Consider the following 24743-nt stretch of genomic DNA (forward strand, 5'->3'; position numbering starts at 1 on the left):
CCCTTGTCAAACGGGGGGGAACCGAACATGGACGGATTGGCGAGCGGATTCGATTTCATCGTCGTGGGGGCAGGATCGGCGGGGTGTGCGGTGGCCGCGAGGCTGTCGGAGAACCCCGCGCACCGGGTGCTGTTGCTCGAGGCCGGGCCGGCGGACCGCAATCCGTGGATTCACGTGCCCATCGGCTACTATCGCACGATGTTCTCGCCGGGCACGTCGCGCACCTTCACGACCGAGCCCGAGCCGGAGCTTGGCGGGCGCCAGGTCAACTGGCCGCGGGGCAGGGTGCTCGGCGGCTCCTCGTCGATCAACGGGCTGGCCTATGTGCGCGGCCAGGCGGAGGACTACGACATGTGGCGCCAGCTCGGCAACGAGGGCTGGTCCTATGCCGACGTGCTGCCGTATTTTCGCAAGCTCGAAAGCTATGACGGCGGCGAGGACGAGTTGCGCGGCCGGGACGGGCCGCTGAAGGTGGGCGGACCCGCGCATGACCTGCCGATCATGGATGCCTTCATCGACGCCGCGAACCAGGCCGGCATTCCCACCAACCCGGACTACAATGGGCAGACGCAGGAGGGCGTGGCGAAATTCCAGCTGTCGATGCATGGCGGCCTGCGTCGCAGCGCGGCCGTGGCCTATCTGCGCGAGGCGAGGAAGCGGCCCAATCTGGTGATCGTCACCCATGCCCTCACGCGCAGGATCATCCTCGAAGAGGGACGGGCCGTCGGTGTGCACTATCGTTGCCACGGCATTGACCACGAGGTGAGGGCCCGCCGCGAGGTCGTGCTTTGCGCCGGTGCGATCCAGTCGCCGCAATTGCTGATGCTTTCGGGCATCGGTCCCTCGACCCATCTGGCCGAAGTCGGCATCGAACCCGCAATCGAGCTGCCGGGCGTGGGGCAGGGCCTGCAGGATCACTTCCAGGCGCGGATCGTCTACCGTTCGCCCGTACCGGCGACGCTCAACGACGTCGGCAACAGCATGATCGCCAAGGTGCAGGCCGGCCTGCAATGGTTCTTCACCCGCAGGGGGCCGCTCACGGTCGGTGCCGGCTTCGTCGCCCTGTTCTGGAAGACCCGCGAGGAGCTGGCGACGCCGGATGTCCAGTTCCACGTCATCCCCTTCAGCAGTGACCGGCCCGGCGAGCCGCTTCACTCCTTTTCGGGTTATGTCATTTCCGTCTGCCAGTTGCGCCCCGAAAGCCGCGGCGAACTCACCCTGCGGTCGGCCGATCCCGAGGAATCGCCGCGAATCGTCGCCAACTACCTCGCCGCCGAAAACGACCGGCGGACGATGGTCGACGGCATGAAACTGATCCGGCGGATCATGGACCAGCCTGCCATGGATCCGTGGCGCGAGGCCGAAGTGACGCCCGGTGAAAACTGCACCAGCGACGAGGCGCTGCTCGACCACGTCCGCAAGACCGGCGGCACCATCTTCCACCCGACCTCGACCTGCAAGATGGGACCCGCGAGCGACCCGATGGCGGTCGTCGATGCGCGCCTGCGCGTGCGCGGCGTCGACGGTCTCCGTGTGGCGGACGCCTCCATCATGCCGGCGGTGATTTCCGGCAACACCAATGTGCCCTGCATCATGATCGGCGAAAAGGCGGCGGCGATGATCGGCGAAGATGCGCGTTGACCGGTTCGCCTTCGACCTGCCGGAGGAGTTGATCGCCCAGTATCCGGCCGAACCGCGGGAGAGCGCCCGCCTGCTGCATGTGGGCGGGGCGCTGGACGACCTTCGCGTCGCCGACCTGCCGGACCTGTTCGAGCCGGGCGAGGTGCTGGTGCTCAATGACACCCGCGTTCTCCCGACCCGTTTTCTCGCCCGGCGCGGCGAGGTGCTGGTCGAAGTGACGCTGGTGGAGGCATCCGGTGCCGATCGCTGGTGGGCCTTCGCCCGGCCGGGCAGGAAGTTGCGTGTCGGCGATGATATCCGTCTGGCCGACAGCCTCGGGGCGCATGTCGAGGAGAAACGTGAGGATGGCCGTATCCTCCTGCGTCTGGGTGAAAGCGGTGAAGCGCTCGTGGCGCGGATCAAGGCACACGGCCACATGCCGTTGCCGCCGTATATCCGGCGGCCGCGCGGCGGCAGTCACGAGGATGACGATCGCTACCAGACGGTGTTCGCGCGACGCGACGGGGCCGTGGCGGCGCCGACGGCATCGTTGCATCTGACGCGGGACCTTCTGCGCAAACTCGAAGATCGCGGGGTGAAGCCGGTCACGCTCACCTTGCATGTGGGCATGGGCACCTTTCTGCCGGTGAAGACTGGTGACACCGACGACCATGTCATGCATGCGGAATGGTTCGAGATCGGCGACGATACCGCCTCGGTGGTCAATGCCGCGCGAGCAGCGGGGCACCGGGTTACGGCCGCGGGCACGACCGCCCTGCGGGCACTCGAAAGCGCCTTCCATGACGGGGCCATTCGTGCCATGAGCGGCCACACCGATATCTTCATCACGCCGGGGGTGGAGATTCGCAGTGCGGACCGGTTGCTGACCAATTTTCACCTGCCGTGCTCCACCCTGTTGATGCTGGTCTCGGCCTTTGCCGGCATGGAACGCATGCGTGCGGCCTACCGTCATGCCGTGGCCAAACGCTACCGTTTCTTTTCTTACGGCGATGCCTCGCTGCTGGAACGAGCCCGATGAGCCTTTCCTTTGACCTGTTCGCCCGTGACGGCGCGGCGCGGCGCGGCCGCGTGACCACCGCCCATGGCACCATCGAGACACCAGCCTTCATGCCGGTGGGAACGGCCGCCACCGTCAAGGCGATGACCAATGAAATGGTCCTTTCCACGGGTGCGGAAATCATCCTGGGCAATACCTATCACCTGATGCTGCGACCCGGTGCCGAGCGCATCGGCAAGCTTGGCGGATTGCACGGATTCATGCGGTGGGACCGGCCGATCCTCACCGATTCCGGTGGCTTTCAGGTGATGTCGCTGGCGGCAAGGCGCAAGCTCACCGAAAATGGCGTGACCTTTCAAAGCCATATCGACGGTAGCCGGCACGAACTGACACCCGAGCGTTCCGTCGGGATCCAGCATCTGCTGGGGGCCGACATCACCATGCAGTTCGACGAATGCCTGAAGCTTCCGGCACCCGAAAATGAGGTGAGGCGGGCCATGGAGCTGTCGCTGCGCTGGGCGGCGCGGTCGAAGGCAGCGTTTGTGAAGCGTGCGGGGCATGGCCTGTTCGGCATCGTGCAGGGCGGCACGGACGAGCGCCTGCGCGCGGAATCGGCGGCGGGACTGCGGGGGATCGGCTTTGACGGATATGCGCTGGGCGGACTGGCTGTCGGCGAACCGCAGGACGAGATGTTCTCCACGATCGAAGCGACCGTGCCGCACCTGCCCGACGACCGCCCGCGCTATCTGATGGGCGTGGGCAAGCCGTCGGACCTGGTGGGTGCGGTCATGCGCGGCATCGACATGTTCGACTGTGTCATGCCGACGCGCTCGGGGCGCACCGGGCAGGCTTTCACGCGGCGCGGGACGGTCAATCTCAGGAACGCCCGCCATGCCGACGACCCGCGTCCCCTGGACGAGGCGAGCGAATGTCCGGCGGCCCGTGACTGGTCGCGGGCCTATCTGCATCATCTTCTCAGGTCGGACGAGATCCTCGGGGCCATTCTGCTGACATGGAACAATCTCGCCTATTACCAGTCCCTGATGAAGGGAATGAGGGCGGCTATAGAACGAGGGCAACTGTCAGGCTTTGCCGATGAGTTCCGCCGCACCTGGTCACTTGGCGATATTCCGCCCTTGTAGGAAGCGCTCCCGCTGGCTGTCTATGCCGAACGCCAGCTTTCGCGGATGAAATCATGTCCGAAGGTGTAGACTTCCTTCCTGTCCGGAAAGAAATCGCGCCATACCCTTGTTGCCGCGGCGAGGTCAGGCAGGGCGCGGCCGAACGCCTCGATGGTCAGCCATCCATCGTAGCCACATTCCTTCAACGCGCTGAACGTTTCCTTCCAGGGAATGTGATCCTTGCCCGGTGTTCCCCGGTCGTTGGCCGAAATGTGGACATGATTGATGGCCGCGAAGTTCCGGCGCAGCGCCTCGACCGGATCCTTTTCCTCGATATTGCTGTGAAACGTGTCGTAGAGGACGCCGACATTGTCCCGGCCGATGGCATCCGTGAACGCCGATGCGTCGTCCACGAGGTTCAGGAAGTAGCATTCGAAGCGGTTGAGCGGCTCGATCGACAGGGAGACGCCCAGACCGGCCGCATGATCGGCGGCTTGACCGAGCACCTCGACTCCCCGCAACCACTCGTCCTCATTACGCCCATGGCCTGTGAAATGTCCGAGGGCCTGATGGATCGGACCGGCCAGCAGTTCCCCGCCCAGCGCATGGGTGCAGTCGATGGCCCATTGCAGGTGGGCGAGGGCGCCCGCTCTCGCTCCGGAATCGGGGCTCACCGCGTCATGGGCGGCATCCGGCATGACCGTCACGGCCGTCGATGCCAGTCCGTGATCGGCCAGTGCCCTGCCGATCTTGTGGAAGTGCTCGGGATGACCTTCGAACACGGGGATCTCGACACCGTCATAACCGACCCGCTTGATCTCCTCGAACAGGTGAAAGCTGTTCTCGGTGATGTGCGTGGCCCAGAGCAGCATGTTGAAACCGACTTTCATGCCCCTCATCCATATTTGCGATTGAGTTCGTCGAGGGCCGCCTTGCAGGTGGCCGTGGCATTCCAGGCATCCGGCCAGAAGCAGAGGTCCACCGTCCACCAGTCATGACCGACGTCCTCCTTCGCCAGTGCTGGCACGAGGCTGTCGAAATCGAGCATGCCCAGCCCGAAGGGGGGATGGGTGCTGGTCTCGTCCTCGCCCTGGGCGTCCTTGTGACAGGTATTGTCGCTGTCGATCAGGTGAATGTGGTTGATCCGGCCGGAAAGACGACGGATCAGCTCAAGCTGGCCGCCCTTGCACACCTCCTTCTCGCCATACTGGCGCGAACCATTTACCGCGACCATCTGTCCATGGCAGGTGTCGTACATGATGCCGAAATTCTCGTGAGGCAGGGCATCGAGCACCCGTTCGAGATCGGAAGGCTTGTTGAAGGCGAAGCCCGGTTCGAATTCCCAGCTCACCGTCAACCCGCGATCGCCGGCATAGCGAATGCAGTGATCCCAGGTGGTCGTCAGTCGCCCGAACAGCGTGTCGTAATCAACTGTACCGTGGATGGTGGGCGGCTGCACGCAGTCGACGCGGATACGCCTTATGCCGACGTCGCGCGCGAAATCGGCATTGGCCTCGAACGCTTTCACATAGGCCGCCGGGTCGCCGGTATCCAGCAGGTGTTCGCTCCACAGGTCCTGGGCGAAGCCCGAGAATTCGAGTCCGTGGGCCGCGACCTTCTCCTTCAGTGCGGCCCGGTCGTCCGATGTCGGGTGGTTCTGCGGATTCGGGTAGCCGTTGAACCCGCCCAGTTCGACACCGTCGAACTTCAGTTCGGCGACCTTTGCCAGCACCGTGTCGAACGGAACCGGATTGTCACCGTAGGGGCCGACATTGTAGGCCCAGCTGCCGATGGATGTTCTGCGCATCGTTTCCTCCCCGAAGTCGATATCTTATTGTCATCCTTATCATCGCTTCAAAGGGAGAAAACGGCAAGTTGCAGAAATTCCAGCCAGCTACTTATTCTTCAATGCAGAACGATAAGCCTCGATCTTGTCCTTGAACTCCGGCGAAACGTCGGGATATTGCGGATCAAGATCCTCCAGTGCCGTGACGATGGCCGCGATGACGATCACGCGGGTGAGCCACTTGCGGTCGGCGGGTACGACATGCCACGGTGCATGCTTGGTCGCCGTGGCCTTGATCATGTCCTCGTAGGCCTTCATGTAATCGTCCCAGCTTTCCCGCGATTCGAGGTCGCTGGGCGAGAATTTCCAGTGTTTTTGCGGATCGTCCAGCCGTTCGAGAAACCTTTCCTTCTGCTTGGCCTTCGACACGTTGAGAAAGAACTTGATGACGCGGGTTCCCTGCCGCCGCAGGTAATCCTCGAAGTTGCGGATATCCTGGTAGCGCTTCTCGAACAGGTCGCCATCCTCGGCCAAATTCACCGGCAGCCGCTGATTCTCCAACAATTGGGGATTGACCCGAACAGCTAGAACTTCCTCATAATAGGACCGGTTGAAGATGCCGATGCGGCCGCGCTCGGGAAGGTGGCGGACGCAACGCCACATGTAGTCGTGGTCGAGCTCTTCGGCCGACGGGGCCTTGAAGGCGAAGACCTGGCAGCCCTGCGGATTGACACCGGACATCACCCTTTTGATCGTGCTGTCCTTGCCGGCCGCGTCCATGGCCTGGAAGACCAGCAGCAATGACTGGCGGTTTTCGGCATAGAGCCGCTCCTGCATGGCTGACAGGCGCTCGATACCCAGTTCCAGCATCTTTTCGGCTGCATCCCTGTCGATCTTGAGCTCGTCCCGGCCATCGGTCGGAACAGACGACAGACAAAAATCCTTGCCTGAAGAGACGGCGAACGGCTTGATCAGTTTTTCGCCGATTTTCATGAATATCCCCTCATACCTATTGCTGCATACCCGGCAATCGGACTTGAGGAGGGAGGCTTCGTCAAGCAGAACGATACTGGTTCGGGGCGTATGGTGTCGTGCCATCCGTCCAGCCCGGCAACCCAGCGGATCCTGTCGTTCATGCGTGATGTCATTCTCGTCCTGGTCATCGGTGCCATCATGCCCATGATCATCGTGAGCCCGCATGTGGGAGCGCTGGCCTATGCCTGGCTGTCGCTGATGAATCCGCACCGGCTGACCTACGGGTTCAGCTACGGCCTGCCGTTCGCCACCTATATCGCCGGACTGACCGTCATTGCCTGGTTGTGCAACCCCAGGGAACGCAAGCTGCCGGCTATGAACGCCGTTGCCTGGTTCATGGTAGCCTTTGCCATCTGGATCTGCGTCACCACCTACATAGCGCTCGAACCCGTCGAGGCGGCGCCCAAATTCGACCGCACGATCAAGATCATGATCGGCGCCTTCGTCACCCTCATCCTGATATCGAGCAGGGAACGGGTCATTCAACTCACGGCAGTAGTTGCCGGTTCGATCGCGTTCTTCGGCATCAAGGGTGGGATCTTCACCATCCTGACCGGCGGCGGCGCGCGGATCTGGGGTCCGCCGGCGACGATGATCGAGGACAACAATGCCGTCGCACTGGCGATGAACATGGTCGTGCCGCTGATCTATTTCCTTTCGACCCAGGCCCGGCAGCGCTGGCTGCGGTTTGCACTGATGGGGGTCGTGGGCCTGTGTGTCATCGCCATTCTGGGTACCCAGTCGCGCGGCGGCATGCTGGCACTGGCGGCCATGGGCGGGTTGTTGTGGTGGCGGTCCAAAAACAAGGTGGCCATGGGGGCCGTCCTCGTCGTCGTCGCGGTCGTTGCCGGCCTGCTCCTTTCCGCCATTCTTGCCAGCCGCATCGACGCCATACGCAATTACGAAGAGGATGCATCGGCACAGGCGCGGCTGCATTCCTGGCGCTTTGCCATCGGTGTCGCCGCCGAACGCCCCATCTATGGCGGAGGTTTCCTCGTCTTTGTCCGCAACAAGAAGTCTGCCGAAGACGGGCCGGATGAAAACGGGGTGTCGGAAAGCTGGACCAATGCCCACTCGATCTATTTCGAGACGCTCGGTGAGCATGGCTATGTCGGGCTGTTCATCCTGTTCGGGCTGATCATCGGTTCGATCATCACCTGCTACCGGATTCGCAGCCGCACCGCGGCAAGGCCGGATCTCCAGTGGGCGTTCGAGCTCGGCACCGCGTTGCAGGTGAGTATCGTCGGCTTTGCCATCGGCGGTGCCTTCCTCAACATGGCATTCTATGATCTCGACTACTATCTCTACGTGTTGATCATCGCCACCGACACGATCGTTCGCCAGGAGGTCGGCGAACGGCGCATGAAGCGCTTCGGTCAAACATCGTTCGACGATGAGCCGGATGACGTGGCCGTGGTTGGGGGCGGGGCGCAAGCCGGCGTTGCCACGACATCCGCGCGCAAGAGCCCGATCCGCCGCAAGCAGAAGCTGCTGGCCGAAAGATCGGGATGAATTCCCCGTTTCCTCCACGCAAAGTGCCGCTTGATGACGGGCGATCCGCGGCAGGCCGGGCAGGGGAGTCTTGCCTGCATGGCAACAAATCCCATGGTAAGCGTGCTGTTGTGATAAATGTGTCCGTTCGATTTTTGATAATTCGAAATTCATCCAAGCCTTGATTTGAATCAATGGTGTCAAGTTTGACAAGGTGGATTCTCCTTTCGAACCAAGTTTTGGAGAAATTACCTTGGAAATCTGGAAGTCAACCATGCTTCTGGCCGGACTTGCTTTGGCTGGACTGATTCCGAACGCCTCCAACGCTCAACAGGCGGACAACAATTACGGGCTGAACTTCAAGGGTTCGTTGGGAGAAAATGGCTTCACGCACTATGTCCCGCCATTGACGAATCCCGTTTTCAACGAGACGCCCTACATCACCACGGAATTGAGGCCGATCTACTTCTACGACGAATTGCCGGACGACTTCGTCACGGGTGGCGGCCACATCAATCTCGTCGCCGCCCAGTTCCGGATCGCGCTCACCGACAGGCTCGGTTTCATCGCGACCAAGGATGGCTACGCCGATGCGCATTTCAAGCATGTCCTCGATGACGAGACCGGCTTTGCCAATATCGCGTTCGGCATGAAATATGCCCTGTTGTCCGACCCGCAGAGCAACACCATCATCACCGGCGGCCTGCGTTACGAGATTCCGCTCAACGACCTGCAGACCGGCGGGATCGAACTGGAGGGCGACGGCGACGGCTTTCTCAATCCGTTCGTGACGGGAGCGACGACCATCGGCGATCTGGGCCTGCAGGCGAGCCTGGGTGGCAATTTCGCGCTCGATACCGACAAGGACACGTCGATCATGCATTATTCGCTGCATGCCGATTACGAGGTCCTTCCGGGACTGTTTCCGCTGATCGAACTCAACGGTTTCACGGCCATCGACAATGCCGACCGCACGGCGGGAGCACTCAGCCAGCTTGACGGCGTCGACGTGCTCAATTTCGGCAGCAAGGACCGGGATACGACGATCACCATCGGCGGCGGGGCGCGCTATGCTCTGCTCGACAACCTCATGCTCGGTGTCGGTGGCGAAACGCCGATCACCGGCAAGAACAACACCATCATGGACTACCGGCTGTATGCCGATCTCGTCTGGACCTACTGAGACCGGTGCCATTCGGGGATAGTCCTGCCGGAACGATCAGGATGCGCGTTCGATCATCGCACGCAAGCGGCGGCCGTCGTCGCATCGGATCGGTCCCGTGTTCCAAAAACGGTCATGGCCTTGCCCGTCGCCGGGCGGGGCCATCCGGCCGCAGGGGATGGGATGTCCATGGTCGATGAAGGCGATGGATTGTCTCTTATGATTTGAAATGCATAAGAAATCTTATGACAAGAAAAAGCTTTGGAAACGGTTGTGAGCCTATCCGTTCTGACATCTCAGGATTGCGGTAATCGCACGACAACGAATGGATGTTTCGGGGTATAAGACAAGAGTTCCGGAATGGGTCGCACCAACCTGCGGGTGTGACGCGAATGGACCGGTCAGCCCGGGCGGAGAACATTCGATGTGGGCAAGCCTTGGAACACCGATTCTCGACAAGAATGATCGGGCGGTCAACGAATTTGCCGTCCGTGGCGATCCTGCCGCCGAACCGTGTGCGCATGAGCGTCCGCGAATCCGGCGCCTGGGACGCCTCGACCTGCCGGCCATTGCCGACCATCTCCTGCGGCTGGAGCCCGAGGACCGGCGGCTGCGCTTCGGCACGCGCCTGAGCGATGACGGAATCCGCGCCCATATCGCGCAGATCGACTGGTCGAGCGCCGTGCTGCTGGCCGCCGAACATGACGGCCGGATCATCGGGCTCGGCGAAATGCGCGCATGTTCCGCCGGACGCGAGCGGACGGCCGAAGTGGCCTTCTCGGTGGATCGTGTCTGGCGCGGCCGCGACATCGGCAGCGAACTGCTCCGGCGCCTGTCGACGGCGGCCCGCAATCGCGGCATCCACACATTGCTGATCGCCTGCCAGCTCGACAATGGCCGCATGCTGCGCCTGGCGCACCATGTCGGTGCGCGTATCCATATCGACCATGGCGATGTCGAGGCCCGTGTCGATCTGCCGAACGCGACGCCGATGACCGTGCTGATGGAGATCTGGGACGAGACCACGAGCTTCTGGCCCGGCTGAGCGCAGCCCGTTCGATACCGACGTTCCTGGGATGACCGCCAGACGGCGGCCATCGCCAGGCCGCTCTATCGGGAGACGATCTCCGGGCTTGCGGCGGCAACCGGTTTTATGGTATTTTTTCCTGATTTGATCGTCAGGTAGCCGAGATAGCGTTTCTCGAGCAGGCGGAATATCCCGACAAGCGTGAAGGTGATGACCATGTAGAGAAGAGCGGCGGTAATGAAACCTTCGTAGGCAACGTAGTATTTGGCATTCAGGGTACGTCCCGCACCGAGGATGTCCTGGATGGTGATGACGCTTGCGACCACCGAGCCGTGCAGCATGAACACCACTTCATTGCCGTATTGCGGCAGGGCGTTACGCAGTGCGAGCGGGATCTGGATCAGCAGGCGCGTCTGCCATTTCGACAGGCCCAGCGCCAGTGCTGCCTCGGGCTGGCCCCGGGGAATGGTCGCGAGCGCGCCGCGGAGGATCTCCGTGGCATAGGCGCCGGAGTTGAGCGAAAAGGTGATGACCGCGCACCACCATGCCTCGCGAAGGAAAACCCAGAGGAAACTGTCGCGGATGAAGCTGAACTGCGCCAGGCCGTAATAGACGAGATAGGTCTGGACCAGCAGCGGCGTTCCGCGAAACAGGTAGACATACCCGCGAACGAGACGGTCTCCCATGCTCCCGGACCGCTCTGCGCGGATGAGCGAGCACGGCAGGGCGATGAGGAACCCGACGATGACGGCGATTGCCGTGAGCTGGAGCGTGACCAGCACGCCATGCGCGAACAGGTCCCAGTGTTGCAGGACGAGGGAAACCTTCACGGATTCACCCTCCCCGCGCCGCGAAGGTCTGGCCCCTGCCGACATGCGTTTCGGCCATAGCGAACAGCCGCCCCGAAACGGCGGTGATCGCCAGATAGACCAGGATGACGATCACCAGGAACAGGAACGGCTCGCGGGTCGACTTCCCCGCCTTGTCGGCGAGGCCGACGAGATCTTCCAGCCCGATCACCGAGACCACGGCAGTGGACTTCACCAGCACCTGCCAGACATTGCCGTAGCCGGGAAGCACGTGCCGCCAGAACTGCGGCAGTGTCACCTTGCGCAGGGTGATCCACGGCGAAAGCCCCAGAGCTTCGGCAGCCTCGCGCTGTCCCCGGGGCACGGCGGCATAGCCACCCCGGAACGTCTCGGTCAGATAGGCGCCGTAGATGAAGCCTATGGACACGATGCCGGCGCCGAACTTGGAAACCTCGACATAGTCCATGCCGAAGAGGGCGCCGATGTCGTTGGCCAGCCTCTGGCCGCCGAAATAGATGAGCAGGATCAGCACCAGGTCCGGCACGCCGCGCACGATCGTCGTGTAGACCGCGGCAACCATGCGCGCGACGGTCCCGCCGCCGATCTTCGCCGCCGCCCCGAGGCCGCCGAGCAGCGTGGCCAGCAGCAGCGACAGCACGGCAAGGGCCACGGTGACGGACGCACCGCGCAAGAGCAGCGGAAGGTACTCGATGAGCTGGTTCATGCAACCCCCGTTCCGCCGGCTCGTCGCGGCATCGGCCCGTCACCCTTCACGACCGGCGATCAGCCGCCATAGATGTCGAAGTCGAAATACTTGCTGCGGATCTCGTCATAGGCTCCGCTGTCGCGAATGGCGGTGATGGCCGCGGAAAGCTCGTCGCGCAGTTCGGTGTCCTCCTTGCGCACGCCGATGCCCGCTCCGTCGCCGAAATATTTCACCTCGCTGTGAGGTTCGCCGAAGAAGGCGAAACCCTTGCCGGAGTCGGTCTTGAGGAAACCGTCGTCGAGCGTCACCGAATCGGCGAGGACCGCGTCGATCCGGCCGGACTCGAGGTCAAGGTTGGCCTCTTCCTGGGTACCGTAGAGGCGCAGCTCGACATCGGGATATTCCGAGACCATGAAATCGTTGTAGATCGTGCCGCGCTGGACGCCGACCACCTTGCCGGCGAGCCCCTCGGGGGTATCCGTCAGGCCTGCATCCGCACGCGCGACGAACCTTGCCGGTGTGTTGTAGTACTTGTCGGTGAAGTCGATGGTCTGCTTGCGATCCTCGGTGATCGACATCGAGGCGATGATGGCGTCGCACTTGCGCTCCAGGAGAGCCGGGATGATGCCATCCCACTCGACCTGCACCATCTCGCAGGACTTGCCCAGTTCGTCGCACAGCGCGTTGGCGATATCGATGTCGAAGCCCACGAGTTCGCCGGATGGAGACGTCTCCGAAAACGGAGGATAGGCTCCCTCGACACAGATCCGCAGATCGGCAGCAAGAGCCGCCTGACTGGTAGCCGCACCCAGCAGTGCGACAAGCAACAGTTTCTTCAAGCGCTTTCTCCCTCAAAGACCCTTGCCGGGAACATGGTGGGAAAATCTTTAAGGAGAAAAACACCAACCGCAAGAGACTCGAAGCGCCGTAACGCACATTCGAACGCATCATCCGGCGTGAAAGACGATCATGGCACGCCCTGCCCCGCTCCCCGGGACCCGGGCCGTCCGGCTACATGTTGCCTTCGACAGCCGGTGTGCTGTTGATTTCCACGTCGTCCGGATTCTCCGTGTCATAGGGCACGGGTTCCTCCAGGCGGTCGCTCTCGACCTTCTGCGAGTGCCAGTCCTGCATGAAGTTCTCGAAGCCCTCACCACTGCAGCCGAGCAACAGCACCGTGCTCGCCACGACAAGAGACATTTTCCTCATGACACCTTTCCCCCGACACCTGTCATCTTCGTTTGTACCTATAGCATGAACGGAAAGGCGACGTTCCCGAATTCGCGATCGTTGCCCGTCACTTCAGCCGACGGCTGTTCGCACGGGCCTTGCTCGCCACGGGTCGCATGGCCGCTCGGGCGATACCTGTCGCATCAGCACCCCTTGCAGCGGCCATCGACGCCCGCATCGACGCTTCGGCCATGGCCAGCGGCTTTTCCGCGACCATGCGCATGGCCTCCGCCTGCGACATCGAACCTGCCGCCATCATCATCGAACGCTTGAGGATCGTATCTGCCGAATCCAGCCACATCTTCTGCGTCGCCAGCATCAGATCCAGCATCGGCCAGCCACTGCCAACGCGCCGCGCCATGAGATCACTCCGGTTTTTGAACGACCTGTCCCGTGTAACGCCGGAAACGGCCGCGTGAAAGCCCCCTGTGACGTTTGCGGCATGTTCGGGCATCAACCATCGTAGAGGAATGCTCTGTCGGCACTCTCGTCAAAATCGGGATTGTCCCAGCCCAGCATCTTCCCCGGATTGAGGAGTCCCTTCGGATCGGCTTCCCTCTTGAAGGCGAGCTGGACCGGATCGACCCTCTTCATGCCGCCCTCCTCCAGCGTGCAGGCATGGGGGTTGAACACCGGGCAGCCATTTTCGTTCAGATAGGCAATGATCTCATTAAGGCGATTGTCGTCCGTGTATCGGACGATCGGCAGTCCGAAGCAGGCGATCTCGCCGGAAAACCGGACGAATTCGAGATGCATGAGCAGCTCGTCGCCGAAATGCCCGCTCATCCGGCGCACCTTTTCCACATGGTCCGGTGCTGGAAACAGGATCTGCAGATAGGTGATGGTGCGGTCATGCTTCAGCGCATGAAGCGTGGTGTGGTTCCAGGTATATTCGAAGACCGGCAACTCGCCCGGGAGACGGCCATCGGCAGGGCATTCATGGACGATCCGACCCGGCCAGCCGTCAAGGAGATCCCTGAACGCGTCCATGGCGATATCGGCAATCATCAGTGCAACCGCACTCTCGTCGCGGCCGATGATGTCGGGCCGCAGGAAGGCATTGCCGATGGGGGCGGCCAGCGGGGCGACGAGCTTCTTGAGAATCGCGTCCTCGCGAGCGAGGGCGTCGGCAAAGCGCACCGATGTCGCAAAGTCGTCGAAGACGACGAACAGGTCGTGCCAGCGCCAGGCCGGAGCCAGCGGCATGGCCAGTTCGGTGATCACTCCGTTGGTGCCGTAGGCGTGATTGACCTTCTGGATGTCCGCGCCGCGCAGTTCGAGGATGCGCGGTTCCCCCTCCATGGTGACCACCCGCGCCCCGAGGATGTTGCCACGATCGCGCAGCAGGCCCCAGGTGATCGAGCCGATACCCGACGATCCGCCGGCGATATACCCGCCTATCGTGCCGGTCTTGTGGGTCGAAGGGTGCAGCCGGAGCTCCTGGCCGGACTCGCGCCGGCAGATATCATCGATATCGCTGATCTTCGCACCGGCCTGCACCCTCACCCGCCCGAGCGAAATTTCCCGTATGGCGTTCATCTCCGACAGGTCGAGGACGGCTCCCCCATGCAACGGCATCGCCTGCCCGTAATTGCCGGTTCCGCCTCCCCGTACGGTGAGCGGGACATCATGAGCGTAACAGGCGCGGATCGCGGCGATCACCTCGCCCTCGTCGGCGGGCGTGATCACCAGGTCGGCCGTGACATGATCGAGCTCGCGCTTGAGCACCGGGCTGTACCAGTAGAAATCGCGGCTGCGCCGGCGCACCTTCTGCGGCTGTGTCTCGACGGCGATGGCGCCCAATGATGCAATCAGACCGTCGATATCCGTCATATGAATTTCTCCTTGCTGCCACCATTTTCGCCGGAGATGGAGTAGCCCGGCCCTCGGTCAGCGGGCAAGCAGGCCGTCGAGCTGGCGATAGGATGGCGGCCACGTATCGATCTCGATACCGTGACGGAACACCCTGCGCCGCTCCTCGCCGCGGCTCACCAGCTCTGACATGGTCCGTCCCTCGAACAGGACCATGTCGGCAGGCGCACCGACTTCGATGCGATGCGGTGACGACAGACCCATGATCGACGCCGGGGCGGTGGTGACGAGGGCGGCGGCGGGCTCGACGGGATGGTCGAGGTGGGCGATGCGGATGCCCAGGCGCAGGACCTCGTGCATGTCGAGATCGCCATAGGCGTAGAACGGGTCGCGGGTGTTGTCGGAGGCGATCGCCACCGGAATGCCGCGCGCGCGCATCTCGTTGATCAATGTGACGCCACGCCAGCGCGGGGTACGGCCTGCCCGGCGATCCTGCAGGTACATGTTGCACATGGGCAGGCTCACGATCGAGATCCCCGCCCGGGCGACGAGATCGAGCGTATGCAGGGCTTCGCTCTCGTCCTGCACCGCCAGCGAGCAGCAGTGGCCGCAGGTGATGGCCTTGTCATAGTTGCGCTCGATGGCGACCCGGGCGATATGGCGCAATGCGCAGGCCGCGGGATCGTCCGTCTCGTCGACGTGCAGGTCGATGGCCAGGTCGTGCGCCATGGCCAGGTCGAAGATGCGCTCCACCTCCTGCCGGAGGCTGGCCGTGTCGAACGGTACGCCGCCCATGATGCCGCCATGCTCCGCGCAGACCCGGGCGACATCCTCGCCCTCGCGCCCTTCCAGCCTGTCCGGAGTGGCCAGCGCCACACCCTGCAGTTCGATCCGCCCTGCCCAGCGCTCGCGCATCGCCGCGAAGACCGGAAAGGAGATGCGATGCTGCGGCGGGCTGCTGTCGAGATGGGTGCGGACCGCCGAGGTGCCGTGGGCCCAGGCGCAGCGCAGTGCGAACTCCATGCGCGCCTCCACGTCCCCGGCCGACCAGTTGGCCTCGCGGTCGGCCCGCACCGCTTCGAGCGCCCCGGCGAAACTGCCGTCGGGATTGGCCGCGCGTGGCCAGATGTGCCCCTTGTCCAGATGTGTGTGCATGTCGGCGAAGGTCGGGAACAGGAGCCCGTCCCCGGCGTCGATGCGTCCGCCCTCGAAGGCCATGTCGCAGACCTTGCCGGCCTCCTCCACCATCGCGATCCGGCCGTTCTCGATCGCCACGTCGAAGACCCCCTCGCCGTCACCGAACGAAGGGTCGCGATGGACCGGCAGGATGGAGACATTGGCGATCATCGAGGGAGCTGGCATTGCGGCTTTCCGTTGCGGGTGGCATGATCCTGCCTCTCCTTGGAGAACCGATCCGCCTTCGGGTCAAGACAGCAATGACGATGGGAAACCCCCTTGGACGGGAAAAGACTGCCGCGGCGCCGCTGGCATGAGATGACGTCGGGCGATTTCGCCCGTGGCACACCCGGGGGCTGGGTCGCCATCATGCCGGTCGGGGCCATCGAGCAGCACGGCCCGCACCTGCCCGTGGGCGTGGACGCGATGATCAACAATGCGATCATCGACGCCATGCTCGACCTCGCTCCGGACGACCTGCCGGTGACCGTCCTTCCCACCTTCTGGATTGGCCGTAGCGAGGAACATGTCGACTTTCCGGGAACATTGACATTCAGCGCCGAAACCCTGCGCCGCATGTGGTTCGAGACCGGCGCCAGCGTCGCCCGCGCGGGCGTCCGCAAGCTGATCATCCTCAACAGCCATGGCGGCCAGATCCAGGTCATGCAGATCGTCGCCCGCGAACTGCGCATCCGCCACGACATGTTTGTCGTCTCATGCTCGTGGCCGCAGCTGGGCCTGCCCGAAGGGCTGGTCGGCACCCATGAACAGCGCGTCGGCATCCACGCGGGACAGGTTGAGACCTCGCTGATGCTCCACATCGCTCCCCATCTGGTGGATATGAGCAAGGCGGAAAATTTCCAGCCGGTTTATGCCACCCGGACGAAGGAATTCCCGATCCTCATGGGACTGGGGGCCGCCGGCTTCGGCTGGAAGGCGCAGGACCTTCACGAAAGCGGTGCGGCGGGTGATGCATCCGTCGCCAGCCCGGAGCAGGGAGCAGCCATCCTCGGCCACACCAGCGGGCAACTCTCCCGCCTGGTCGCCGAGGTATCACGCTACCAGCCACCCCCTTCACCCGGTGAGATGGACATGAAAAAACCGTAAAACCGGCGACTCAGAGAGCTTCCGGCTTGTTCGGCTCAACGGGAAGCGCAGGCGTGACGGTACCATGCTGGGGTTGCCGCAGGGTATCGCCGACGCTGAAATGATATTCCGGCGGACGCGGCGCGGGCACCGCGACATTGCCGGTCGGACCGGAGATCATATCGAAGGATGGCGTCATCAGCGCTCCGCCTTCGGCCAGCCTGTTGACCGGAGAGGCGTTGCCATCGACAGCCGCGGTGGTCGTCGTGGCCGACACCGCGGTCGCGGCCGATTCAGTTGCCGCCGGAGCCTGCGGGACCTTGGCCAGCCCCGCACTGACGAGATTGACCATCTTGTCGAGATTGGGACTGTCCATCGGAGCGACCAATGCGAACAGCAGGGGTCCCCGGCGCCAGTGCAGCGACAGGTGCCCTTCCGGCACGGTGGCAAACGCGGTCTGGTCGACGGTTCCGGGGAACAGGCCGGCATAGATCGACAACTGGTTGCGTTCTTCGTCCTCATAGATCAACTGGATCGTCGGCGTCGCGGCATTGGCCAGAACACCGCCATTGACGAACCTCAATCCCAGTTCATCGAGATTGGGCTTGCGCAGCACATGGTCGACCATATGCCGGGTCAGCCATGTCACCGGCGATTCATTGGCCTCCATCGGCAATGCGGTGGCAATGCCGGTCGTCGATGCGGGAGTGATCGCACCGGCAGGCACCGCCGTACCGTTGTCGACCACCATGGCCTTGGCGAGTACCCGTGCATCGCTGGCAAGGGCGGCCCTGGTCTTGTCGGCCTGGCCACCGTGATGCGGTGCCAGCTCGAAAGCCAGGAAACCGGCCGCGACCACCACGGCCACCGAAGCGGCCATGGCGAGATAGCGGGCCACGGGGACAGGCTTCTTCCTCCGTTCGGCCACGAGCCGCCTTTGCAGATCCGGACAGAAGTTTTCACTATCGTCGATATCCAGCATCCGGCCGAGTTCCCTCAGACCGGACATTTGCGACAGATAGCTGTCCACTCTGCCGGTCGCGACCGGGTGGTCGGACAGATAGTCAATGACGTCACGACGGCGGTCAAAATCCAGAACACCGTCGACAAAGGCGTTCAGATCACTTTCGGTGATCTCTGCCGGATGGTGTGTATATGTCTTTTTCATTTCACAACACGCAGTTTTGAGATACCGCGTCGATCGGTCAACTGCCTCAGAGCTTCCCGGCCGCGTGATAGTCTCGACATGACAGTGCCAATTGGAATACTCAGAGCTTCCGCGGCTTCCGCGTAGCTCATCCCCTCAAGTCCGACCAGAAGAACAGCCTCCCGCTGCTCTAGCGGCAGCTTGGACAAAGCCTGAACAAGATCGCGAAGTTCCAGCCTCTTGACCTGGGAGGCAGGGCTGATCATCAGCGACATCACATCGTCGACATCCACGGGATGCCCTGTCCGCTTCAGACGGCGGCGATGATCGATATAGACATTGTGCAGTGTGGCGAACAGATAGGGACGCACCTCGCGCACATCGCGCCAGTTGCGGGCCCGGGCCAGGACGCGGGTCAGGGTCTCCTGGACCATGTCGTCGGCATCCGAACTGTCGCCTATGAGGAGGGTTGCATAACGACGCAGGGACTTGACATGCTCGACCATTTCCTCGGCGACGAGGTCGCCCACATCGGAATGACCGATGCCGCCTGTTCTCTCGGTCGATGACATTCGCCCCTCGCGATGCTCCGGCACGGACTCATGAGTATCACCAGTCAACAACCCGTCCATGTCATCGGCGGGCTGTCCGGCGGAGCGCGATTCAGCTCTCCACGACAGGGCAAGCCTCACGGAACCGACTTCCAGTTGAAATCGTCACAGCCGACAAAATCCACCATCCGGCTGAAAGATACCAGAGATAATATGGCCGGACCCCGGAACTCTCTCATGCGATTCGACATTTCGCTCCACCTTTCCAAGCGTCTCCTGCTTCCAACACCCGCCATGAAACAAAAAAAGAGGGCTCCGCGAACCTCGGCGAGGTCGCGCGGAGCAATCGGTTGGGCGGTATTCCGGACTGCGGACAAAAGCAGCAGGCCCGAAATCTGTCGAAGCGAAGAAGATCCAATCTCGTCGAAGCTTCAATCTGTTCAATAGACGCCGCTAAATCGCCGTTATTCCCGAAAAATCGATGAAATACGAATTTTTACGCAAGAATGCTGACATAGCGTCCAGGCGCCGGCTCCAGCGATCTGCCCTCGCCCGGCACGATGGATCGTGCCGGCACCGGGTCGCCGCCATGTCGACTTATCCATGTCCGCCAGTCCGGCCACCACGACCCGCCGTTGTGTTCGGCCTGATCGAGATAGGCTTCAGCCGTCGACGGCAGGCCCGCGGTCGTCCGGTAGCCATATTTCCCGCTGGTTTCCGGGTTGATGACACCGGCGATGTGGCCCGATCCGGCGAGGACGAAGCGCTTGTCTCCGGAAAGCAGGCGCAATCCCGCGTAGGTACTCTTCCAGGGCGCGATATGATCCTCGATCGTCGACAGGAAATAGGTGGGGATGTCGATGCGCGACAGGTCGATCGGCTCGCCCGCCAGTTCGATACCGCCCGCTTTCGTCAACAGGTTCTCAAGGTACATCTTGCGCAGATAGAAACCGTGCATCATCCGCGGCATGCGCGTTCCGTCGGCATTCCAGTAGAGCAGATCGAACGCGGGTGGCTGCCTTCCCATGAGGTAGCCGTTGACGTGGAAGCTCCAGATCAGATCGTTCGCCCGCAGGAGGTTGAACACTTCCTGCATGTATTGTGCATCGAGATAGCCCCGCTCCTTCATCGCCTCGTCGAGCAGCTCGATCTGCTCCCCGTCGATGAAGACGCCCAGATCGCCCGGGTCCGAAAAATCCAGCATCGTGGTCAGGAACGTCGCGCTTGCCACCCTGCTGCCGCCACGGGCGCGCATCCGGGCGAGGAAGCAGGCCGTGAGCGTCCCGCCAAGGCAGTATCCCAGGATATTGACCTTCTCCTCCCCGGTTATTTCCCTGATGGCATCGATTGCCGACTCCGGCCCTTCGAGCAGGTAATCGCTGAATCCCTTGTCGCGATGGGCCTCGCCCGGATTGACCCACGAAATGACGAAGACCGTCATGCCCTGCTCGACCAGCCAGCGGATGAAGCTGTTCTTTTCGCCCAGGTCGAGGATGTAGAACTTGTTGATCCACGGCGGAACGATGAGCAACGGCCGGCGCATGACCTCGCCGGTTGCCGGTGCATACTGGATGAGCTGCATCAACTCGTTCTCGTAGACCACGGATCCTCTCGTCGCCGCGACATTCACTCCCAGTTGGAAGGCGTCCGACCGGGTGCGGGTGATGCGCAGCTTGCCTTCGCCACGCTCGATGTCTCTCAAGGCGTTCGCCATGCCCTGCCGAAGGCTCTGTCCCTCCGTTCGCACCGCTTCCGCAATGGCGGCCGGATTGGTCCACAACTGATTGGTCGGTGCCATCGCATCGATGGCCAGGCCGGCATAGAAACGGACCTTGCGCATGGTGGCGTGATCGAGGTCCCGCGCCCCCTCGACCAGCTCCCGGATCCACGAAACCTGAAGCTGATAGGCCTGACGGATGAAGGCGAAGCGCAGGTCGTCGTCCCATGCGGGATCCTTGAAACGCCGGTCGCCGGCAGGCGAACTGATCGGCGGCGGCTCGTCAGCCCCCTCCATCCTCCGTGAGAACCAGCCGCATACTTCAGCCATGCCGGCACTGAAACGGGCGAACGCCCCGAACACGAGCTCCGGATCGTCAACAAGAGCCCGTTGCAATCTCTCCATGGCCGAGCGTACCACCGCCGGGTCGGGAATCCGCAATTCATGGGAATAGTCCCGCCCGATCAGGGCACCGGTGGCCCCGCCGATGGCCCTGCCCCAATCAGCTGCGGTCCATTCCTCGACGCTTCGGGATCGTTCATCGAGCATATCGGCCCCCTTGCACCATCAACCCTGACAATGGTTCACGTGGCATCATCGTTATCCCCGGAAGCGAAATAATATCTTCACTTGTCGAATGCAGTGGCAGTGCCTCAATATGTCGCCGCGTGGTCCCGCCCCGGCTGGCGGAGGCGGACGACCTCGCCGTCGATTCCAGTGACTCAGATCAAGGGGGGTGTCCATCCGTGCTTTCCGCAGAAGCCAAGACCAAGCTCGAAGGTGTAACGGCCGCGACACTCACGACCTGCCTGTTCAAGCGTGGGTTTCACAACCAGTACCTGCAGAATGTCCACCCCGTCGGCCCCGGCATGCCGCGAATGGTCGGCAGCGCGTTCACGCTGCGGTTCATACCCGCGCGGGAAGATCTCGACGTGATGGATGCATACAAGGATCCCGAGCATCCGCAGCGCAAGGCCGTCGAGACCATCTCGAAGGGCGAGGTGCTGGTCATCGACAGTCGCGGTGACGCCCGCGGCGCTTCTGCCGGCGACATCCTCCTTCGGCGGATCATGATGCGCGGCGCTGCCGGAGCCGTCACCGACGGCGGCTTTCGCGACACCCCGTCGATCCGCGCCATGAACTTCCCGGTGTATCAGCAGCGTCCGTCGGCGCCCACCGGTCCGATCTACCATCACGCGCTGGACTTCAATCAGCCGATCGCCTGCGGCGGTGCCGCGGTCTATCCGGGCGACATCCTTGTCGGCGATGGCGAGGGTGTCGTGGTTCTTCCGGCGCATCTGGCCGAAGAGCTTGCGCACGAAAGCGCGGAGATGACCGCCTACGAGGACTGGGTGGAAATCCAGGTGATGGACGGGTCGCGCCTCCCGGGCATCTATCCGCAGTCGCCGGAGAGCAAGAAGGCATTCGAAGCCTGGCGCGCCCGGAAGGGCTAGTAGGCTGGATATCGATGGCCGCTCGGTGCCTCACGGCAGTGAAATCGGGTGTGATCTTTGTATCATCGGTGCGGGTGCCGCAGGAATAGCGCTGGCCCTCGAACTGGATGGCAGTGGTATCGACGTCGTGCTGCTGGAATCCGGCGGCTTCGAATATGACGATGCCACGCAGGCCCTCTACGAGGGTCGGTCGGTCGGGCACCATGCGGCATCGCTCGTGGATGCGCGGCTGCGTTACTTCGGTGGTTCGACGAATCATTGGGGCGGGTTCTGCCACCCGCTGGATCACCAGGACTTCATCGAACGGCCATGGGTCCCGGATAGCGGCTGGCCGATCGCTCGTGCCGATCTCGACCCCTTCTATGCCCGCGCGCAACCCATCCTCGAATTGCAGGATTACGACTACAGCGTTCGGCGCTGGAAGAAGTCGCTGCCGCCGATCTTCACGGGCAAGATGTTCGAAGGCCGGCTGATGCCGGAGATCTTCCAGCTCAGCCCCCCAACCAATATGGGGGAACTCTACCGGTCGGCTCTGGTGTCATCGGCCAATGTTCGACTGTTCTTGTGGTCCAACCTCCGTGAGATTGTCCCCGACGGTACCGCAACAACCGTCGAGCGGCTGGACGTGGCCTGCCTTTCCGGCAATGGCTTCAGCATCCTGCCACGCAAGGTGGTCCTCGCGACCGGCGGAATCGAGAATCCCCGCATCCTGCTGGCCTCGAATACGGTGGCGCCCGCCGGCCTCGGCAACGGACACGATATCGTCGGCCGGTACTACATGGACCATCCCAGTCACGAGGCGGCGACCCTGCTGCTCAACCAGCCTTCCCAAATCGCCCGGCGACCGGCCATGCAGCCGATCTTCCCGCAGGCGGCCCTTCGTCCCGAAGTGGAGGATGCGGAGCGCGTCCAGCGTTTCCTGACCACCTTGCATGTCGGCCAGGAGCTCTTTGCCGAACCTGAAGGCTACATGGCCGTTCGCGACATCTTCAAGGCGTTCGGGCGCCTTGAATGGCCGGATGACCTCTCCGAGCGCCTTGAGATCTTCCTGGGCGATATCGACGATGCGGTGAGTTACGGCTACCAGCGCTATTTCGCCGATGCGGAAGCTCTCGGATTGCGCGTCCACACCGAGGTCGGCCCGCATCCGCAAAGCCGTATCATGCTCGGTGACAGTGTCGATGCCCTGGGCATGCCGACCGTGATTCGCGACTGGGAGCTTGGCGAGCTCGATCGCCGCACCATCCGTCGCGGACTGGAGATCGTGGGTGAGGAAGCCGGGCGCGCGGGGCTGGGACGCCTGCGCATCCATGACTGGGTCATGCAACCCGATTTCGAGGTTCCCGGTTCGGGCTCATGGCATCACATGGGCACGACACGCATGCATGCCGATCCGGGAAAGGGGGTTGTCGATGCCCATTGCCGCGTGCATGGCATGAGCAACCTGTACATCGCCGGCAGTTCGGTATTCCCCACATCCGGCATGGCCAATCCGACCCTGACCATCGTGGCACTGGCCATTCGCCTCGCCGATCACCTCAAGGCGTCATGAACAGCCGTTCGACCAGCCAGTAACATCCAAAGGCGGCGATCAGTGCCGAAAGGAACCATACCACGACGGGAGCGCGCCGTGGCTCCTGCCCGGCTGGTGTCGTCAGGTGATCGACCCCGCGCAGCAGAGGTACCGCAACGGCGACGATCACGAGCTGTCCCGCTTCCACCCCGAGATTGAACCCGAACAGTGCCGGTACCAGCACATCCTTCTCGATGGCCAGATCAGCCAGGACGGAGGCAAAGCCGAATCCGTGGAACAAACCGAGAACAAAAGCTTCGATCCAGCGATTTGCCGCATCGCGTGACCGGAAGTTCTCCGCGGCAACGCCGACGACCGTCGCTGCAATGAGTGCCTCGACCCATCGGGATGGCAGCACGAAGATCGAGAAGGCCGCCAGCGACAGGGTGATCGAATGGGCTATGGTGAATGCGGTGACGACCTTGACCAGCGGTGCGATCCGCCTCGCCCAGAGGATGAGCGCCAGCAGGAAGGCGATGTGGTCGAAGCCGATGAAGAGATGGGTGGTACCGGCGAGGAAGAAACGCCAGACCAGACCCGCGGGCGAGGGTTGTTCGTTCAGATTCAGTCGCGGATGGGCCCGGTCGAGGACGAACGTCGATGACTGGTCGCCGTCGACGACCAGAAGTGTCTGGACCGTCGCCGGCTGAATGTCATGCAGCAGCCGCGTCGCATAGGTCAGGCCCGCGTCGTTCCGACCGCAGGGAAAGTCGATGATCGAAACGACATTGTCCTCGATCGCCTCGATTTCCACCTGCGCAGGCCGACAGGCCCGACCGGAGGCCGCCAGTCCGGCTCGTTCCCCGATATAGCTGCGCACCGCACCGGCCTGCTCCGCGAGCGCTGCCGGGTCGACGTTGCCCTCGCCGTCATATCGCAGGCGCACGCCCGATTCCTGTTCAAGATCCCTGCCCTTCACCGACAGTTCGAGAGTGGCCCTCGCGGGTTCGAGCAGGAGCGTCGCCGCCGTCATGCCGGGATCGTGCGCATGCGCCATGACGGGCCGAAGCAGGCTGAACAGGAGCATGACGAGACAGGACGATCGGGACATGGTCATCTCCCCATGGCGTCACCCGGCCATTCCATTCCCGCATCTCCCCAAATCGTTTCGAACAAGGATTTCACAGCCTCGAAAAGGTAGAAAGTCACAGCGGCCAATCGCCGTTCACCGCCTCCGGCAGCGTTTGCCAAATGGACCAACTGCGTCTAGGAGACGGGAAAC

23 protein-coding genes are annotated in these 24743 nt (G+C 62.7%); 9 read left to right on the forward strand and 14 right to left on the reverse strand.

From position 1 onward, the window contains the following. Positions 1-27 precede the first annotated feature (27 nt). Genes H6851_14490 through tgt form a run of 3 tightly spaced genes read left to right on the forward strand, consistent with a single transcriptional unit; the run spans position 28 to position 3780 of the window. Complete coding sequence (locus H6851_14490; GenBank protein ID MCB9944813.1) at positions 28-1641, forward strand: choline dehydrogenase; 1614 nt, start codon at positions 28-30, stop codon at positions 1639-1641. After that, positions 1631-2659 carry a tRNA preQ1(34) S-adenosylmethionine ribosyltransferase-isomerase QueA gene (gene queA / locus H6851_14495; GenBank protein ID MCB9944814.1) on the forward strand — a complete coding sequence of 343 codons (1029 nt, stop codon included), beginning with the start codon at positions 1631-1633 and terminating at the stop codon, positions 2657-2659. The genes H6851_14490 and queA overlap by 11 nt, the downstream gene beginning before the upstream one ends. Continuing rightward, a complete protein-coding gene (gene tgt / locus H6851_14500; protein MCB9944815.1) occupies positions 2656-3780 on the forward strand; it encodes a tRNA guanosine(34) transglycosylase Tgt in 1125 nt (374 codons plus the stop codon). The genes queA and tgt overlap by 4 nt, the downstream gene beginning before the upstream one ends. Positions 3781-3800: 20 nt before the next feature. Here the strand turns inward: tgt and H6851_14505 are convergent, their stop codons facing one another. The 3 genes from H6851_14505 to H6851_14515 all read right to left on the reverse strand — a co-directional run bounded on the left by H6851_14505 (position 3801) and on the right by H6851_14515 (position 6538). Continuing rightward, the gene (locus tag H6851_14505; protein MCB9944816.1) at positions 3801-4649 is read right to left on the reverse strand and encodes a sugar phosphate isomerase/epimerase; all 849 of its coding nucleotides are present in this window, start codon (positions 4647-4649) and stop codon (positions 3801-3803) included. Between the two features lie 5 nt (positions 4650-4654). Further along, positions 4655-5566: a sugar phosphate isomerase/epimerase gene (locus H6851_14510; GenBank protein MCB9944817.1), complete on the reverse strand. Its 912-nt coding sequence runs from the start codon at positions 5564-5566 to the stop codon at positions 4655-4657. Between the two features lie 87 nt (positions 5567-5653). After that, a complete protein-coding gene (locus H6851_14515) occupies positions 5654-6538 on the reverse strand; it encodes a polyphosphate kinase 2 family protein (protein MCB9944818.1) in 885 nt (294 codons plus the stop codon). Between the two features lie 141 nt (positions 6539-6679). Here H6851_14515 and H6851_14520 point away from each other — a divergent pair, with 141 nt between their 5' ends. The 3 genes from H6851_14520 (at position 6680) to H6851_14530 (ending at position 10278) form a co-directional block, all read left to right on the forward strand. Continuing rightward, positions 6680-8092, forward strand: a complete 1413-nt coding sequence (locus H6851_14520; GenBank protein MCB9944819.1) for a putative O-glycosylation ligase, exosortase A system-associated — start codon at positions 6680-6682, stop codon at positions 8090-8092. A gap of 232 nt (positions 8093-8324) precedes the next feature. Further along, a complete protein-coding gene (locus H6851_14525; GenBank protein ID MCB9944820.1) occupies positions 8325-9254 on the forward strand; it encodes a transporter in 930 nt (309 codons plus the stop codon). A 403-nt stretch (positions 9255-9657) separates the two neighbouring features. Beyond that, a complete protein-coding gene (locus H6851_14530) occupies positions 9658-10278 on the forward strand; it encodes a GNAT family N-acetyltransferase (GenBank protein MCB9944821.1) in 621 nt (206 codons plus the stop codon). 65 nt (positions 10279-10343) lie between these two features. Here the strand turns inward: H6851_14530 and H6851_14535 are convergent, their stop codons facing one another. The 7 genes from H6851_14535 to H6851_14565 all read right to left on the reverse strand — a co-directional run bounded on the left by H6851_14535 (position 10344) and on the right by H6851_14565 (position 16179). Further along, complete coding sequence (locus tag H6851_14535) at positions 10344-11135, reverse strand: ABC transporter permease (GenBank protein ID MCB9944822.1); 792 nt, start codon at positions 11133-11135, stop codon at positions 10344-10346. Next, the gene (locus tag H6851_14540; protein MCB9944823.1) at positions 11095-11793 is read right to left on the reverse strand and encodes an ABC transporter permease subunit; all 699 of its coding nucleotides are present in this window, start codon (positions 11791-11793) and stop codon (positions 11095-11097) included. The genes H6851_14535 and H6851_14540 overlap by 41 nt, the downstream gene beginning before the upstream one ends. Positions 11794-11852: 59 nt before the next feature. Next, positions 11853-12614 (reverse strand): transporter substrate-binding domain-containing protein, encoded by a 762-nt coding sequence (locus H6851_14545; GenBank protein ID MCB9944824.1) that lies wholly within the window; start codon positions 12612-12614, stop codon positions 11853-11855. 172 nt (positions 12615-12786) lie between these two features. Beyond that, on the reverse strand, positions 12787-12984 hold the full coding sequence (locus H6851_14550) for a hypothetical protein (GenBank protein MCB9944825.1): 198 nt from the start codon (positions 12982-12984) through the stop codon (positions 12787-12789). A gap of 88 nt (positions 12985-13072) precedes the next feature. Next, on the reverse strand, positions 13073-13366 hold the full coding sequence (locus tag H6851_14555) for an antifreeze protein (GenBank protein ID MCB9944826.1): 294 nt from the start codon (positions 13364-13366) through the stop codon (positions 13073-13075). 92 nt (positions 13367-13458) lie between these two features. Continuing rightward, entirely contained in the window at positions 13459-14838 is a 1380-nt protein-coding gene (locus H6851_14560; protein ID MCB9944827.1) for an FAD-binding oxidoreductase, read from the reverse strand. A gap of 57 nt (positions 14839-14895) precedes the next feature. Next, the gene (locus tag H6851_14565) at positions 14896-16179 is read right to left on the reverse strand and encodes a cytosine deaminase (GenBank protein ID MCB9944828.1); all 1284 of its coding nucleotides are present in this window, start codon (positions 16177-16179) and stop codon (positions 14896-14898) included. A 132-nt stretch (positions 16180-16311) separates the two neighbouring features. Between H6851_14565 and H6851_14570 the strand changes: the two genes are divergently transcribed. Further along, complete coding sequence (locus H6851_14570; protein MCB9944829.1) at positions 16312-17100, forward strand: creatininase family protein; 789 nt, start codon at positions 16312-16314, stop codon at positions 17098-17100. 10 nt (positions 17101-17110) lie between these two features. Here H6851_14570 and H6851_14575 read toward each other — a convergent pair whose 3' ends face one another. From H6851_14575 to phaC, 3 genes are all read right to left on the reverse strand, one after another. Then, entirely contained in the window at positions 17111-18247 is a 1137-nt protein-coding gene (locus H6851_14575) for a hypothetical protein (protein ID MCB9944830.1), read from the reverse strand. Beyond that, a complete protein-coding gene (locus H6851_14580; GenBank protein MCB9944831.1) occupies positions 18244-18798 on the reverse strand; it encodes an RNA polymerase sigma factor in 555 nt (184 codons plus the stop codon). Before H6851_14580 ends, H6851_14575 begins: the two co-directional genes overlap by 4 nt. 475 nt (positions 18799-19273) lie before the next feature. Then, a complete protein-coding gene (phaC, locus tag H6851_14585; GenBank protein ID MCB9944832.1) occupies positions 19274-21043 on the reverse strand; it encodes a class I poly(R)-hydroxyalkanoic acid synthase in 1770 nt (589 codons plus the stop codon). A 197-nt stretch (positions 21044-21240) separates the two neighbouring features. Here phaC and H6851_14590 point away from each other — a divergent pair, with 197 nt between their 5' ends. Next, positions 21241-21948: a ribonuclease activity regulator RraA gene (locus H6851_14590; GenBank protein MCB9944833.1), complete on the forward strand. Its 708-nt coding sequence runs from the start codon at positions 21241-21243 to the stop codon at positions 21946-21948. A 25-nt stretch (positions 21949-21973) separates the two neighbouring features. Beyond that, positions 21974-23500 carry a GMC family oxidoreductase gene (locus H6851_14595; protein ID MCB9944834.1) on the forward strand — a complete coding sequence of 509 codons (1527 nt, stop codon included), beginning with the start codon at positions 21974-21976 and terminating at the stop codon, positions 23498-23500. Here the strand turns inward: H6851_14595 and H6851_14600 are convergent. Then, positions 23487-24572, reverse strand: a complete 1086-nt coding sequence (locus H6851_14600; GenBank protein MCB9944835.1) for a HupE/UreJ family protein — start codon at positions 24570-24572, stop codon at positions 23487-23489. The two genes, H6851_14595 and H6851_14600, sit on opposite strands and share 14 nt — an antisense overlap. Positions 24573-24743 lie beyond the last annotated feature (171 nt).

It is taken from the genome of Geminicoccaceae bacterium, assembly GCA_020638465.1.
Lineage (GTDB): Bacteria > Pseudomonadota > Alphaproteobacteria > Geminicoccales > Geminicoccaceae > JAGREO01.